Here is a 2540-nt window from a genome sequence, read left to right as displayed (position 1 = left end):
TCTGAACCCAGCTCGCGTACCGCTTTAATGGGCGAACAGCCCAACCCTTGGGACCTACTACAGCCCCAGGATGCGATGAGCCGACATCGAGGTGCCAAACCACTCCGTCGATGTGAACTCTTGGGAGTGATAAGCCTGTTATCCCCAGGGTAGCTTTTATCCGTTGAGCGATGGCAATCCCACTTTATACCACCGGATCACTAAGTCCTACTTTCGTACCTGCTCCACCCGTCGGTGTCACAGTCAAGCCTCCTTATGCCTTTGCACTCTGCGAATGGTTTCCAACCATTCTGAGGAGACCTTTGAGCGCCTCCGATACCCTTTCGGAGGCGACCGCCCCAGTCAAACTCCCCGCCTGACATTGTCCTCTGCCCAGATAATGAACACGAGTTAGAAACCTAATACTACAAGGGTGGTATCCCAACATCGACTCCTCGGCTACTGGCGTAACCGGATCACAGTCTCCCACCTATCCTGTACATGTAATACCAAATTTCAGTATCAAGCTGGAGTAAAGCTCCATGGGGTCTTTCCGTCCTGGCGCAGGTAACCAGCATCTTCACTGGTATTTCAATTTCACCGGGTGCATTGTCGAGACAGTGCTCAAATCATTACGCCTTTCGTGCGGGTCGGAACTTACCCGACAAGGAATTTCGCTACCTTAGGACCGTTATAGTTACGGCCGCCGTTTACTGGGGCTTAAGTTCAGAGCTTCGGATTACTCCTAACTCCTCCCCTTAACCTTCCAGCACCGGGCAGGCGTCAGCCCATATACTTCACCTTTCGGTTTTGCATAGACCTGTGTTTTTGCTAAACAGTTGCTTGAGCCTATTCTCTGCGGCCTGCATTTCTGCAGGCACCCCTTCTCCCGAAGTTACGGGGTCATTTTGCCGAGTTCCTTAACAATGCTTCTCCCGTCGGCCTTAGGATTCTCTCCTCATCCACCTGTGTCGGTTTACGGTACGGGTACATAATAAACAATAGCGGCTTTTCTTGGCAGCTAGCTCACATACTTCCCTACTTTAATTTCGGTCCACGTCACGCCTTCCCATTGCCTAGCGGATTTGCCTACTAGACTGGTACCTCGCTTGTGCCGGTTTTTCCATTCCCGGCTTATGCTTTCTCTCTGCGTCCCCACAGTTCTGTTATTATGCAGTACAGGAATTTCAACCTGTTATCCATCGACTACGTCTTTCGACCTCGCCTTAGGTCCCGACTTACCCAGAGCAGATCAGCTTTACTCTGGAAACCTTAGATATTCGGCCTAGAAGATTCTCACTTCTATCTCGCTACTCATTCCGGCATTCTCTCTTCTTAGCTCTCCACTGCTCCTTACGGTACAGCTTCAGCGATCTAAGAATGCTCCTCTACCAATTGACATTCGTCAATTCCACAGCTTCGGTGTCGTGTTTTAGCCCCGGACATTTTCGGCGCAAGACCTCTCGACCAGTGAGCTATTACGCACTCTTTTAATGTATGGCTGCTTCTGAGCCAACATCCTGGTTGTCTTCGAAATCTCACATCCTTTTCCACTTAACACGCACTTTGGGACCTTAGCTGGTGGTCTGGGCTCTTTCCCTTTTGACTACCCAACTTATCTCGTGCAGTCTGACTCCTGAGGAACTTCTGTATGGCATTCGGAGTTTGATAATCTTCGGTAAGCTTTGACGCCCCCTAGGATATTCAGTGCTCTACCTCCATCAGAATCTTACTCAAGGCTAGCCCTAAAGCTATTTCGAGGAGAACCAGCTATCTCCGGGTTCGATTGGAATTTCTCCCCTACCCACACCTCATCGCCACCCTTTTCAACGGATGTGCGTTCGGTCCTCCATTGCCTTTTACGGCAACTTCAACCTGGACATGGGTAGATCACCCGGTTTCGGGTACACGTACACTGACTAAACGCGCTATTAACACTTGGTTTCCCTTCGGCTCCGAACTTTCTGTTCTTAACCTTGCCAGTAAACGTGACTCGCCGGACCGTTCTACAAAAAGTACGCGGTTGTGCACATAAGGCACTTCCACAGCTTGTAAACACAGGGTTTCAGGTTCTCTTTCACTCCCCTCCCGGGGTTCTTTTCACCTTTCCTTCACAGTACTATGCGCTATCGGTCACTAAGTAGTATTTAGCCTTGGGGGGTGGTCCCCCCGAATTCCCACAAGGTTTCTCGTGTCTCGTGGTACTTTGGATCCCGCTCGCTATCTATCTGTTTCGAATACGAGGCTTTCACTCTCTCTGGCTGGCTTTTCCAAAACCATTCTTCTACAGAATCGACTCACTTATTGCGGTCCATAACCCCAAAGTGCACGCACTTTGGTTTAGGCTCTTTCCATTTCGCTCGCCGCTACTCTGGAAATCGAGTTTTCTTTCTTTTCCTCCGGGTACTTAGATGTTTCAGTTCCCCGGGTTCCCTCTGCATAGCTATGTATTCACTATGCAGTAACGGAGGTTTGCTCCGCTAGGTTTCCCCATTCAGAAATCGCTGGGTCAATGGATATTTGCTCCTCACCAACGCTTATCGCAGCTTATCACGTCTTTC

1 rRNA gene is annotated in these 2540 nt (G+C 49.8%); it reads right to left on the bottom strand.

What is annotated here, in order from left to right:
* Nucleotides 1-2540: ribosomal RNA gene (locus RTU33_RS21770) — 23S ribosomal RNA — on the bottom strand; the annotation flags it as partial.

Origin of the sequence: Scandinavium sp. (genome assembly GCF_032012665.1) — a bacterium.
In the GTDB taxonomy this organism is placed as follows: Bacteria; Pseudomonadota; Gammaproteobacteria; order Enterobacterales; family Enterobacteriaceae; genus Scandinavium.
The sequence above is the reverse complement of the archived record's forward strand: the minus strand, read 5'-3'. Positions and strand labels throughout refer to the sequence as shown.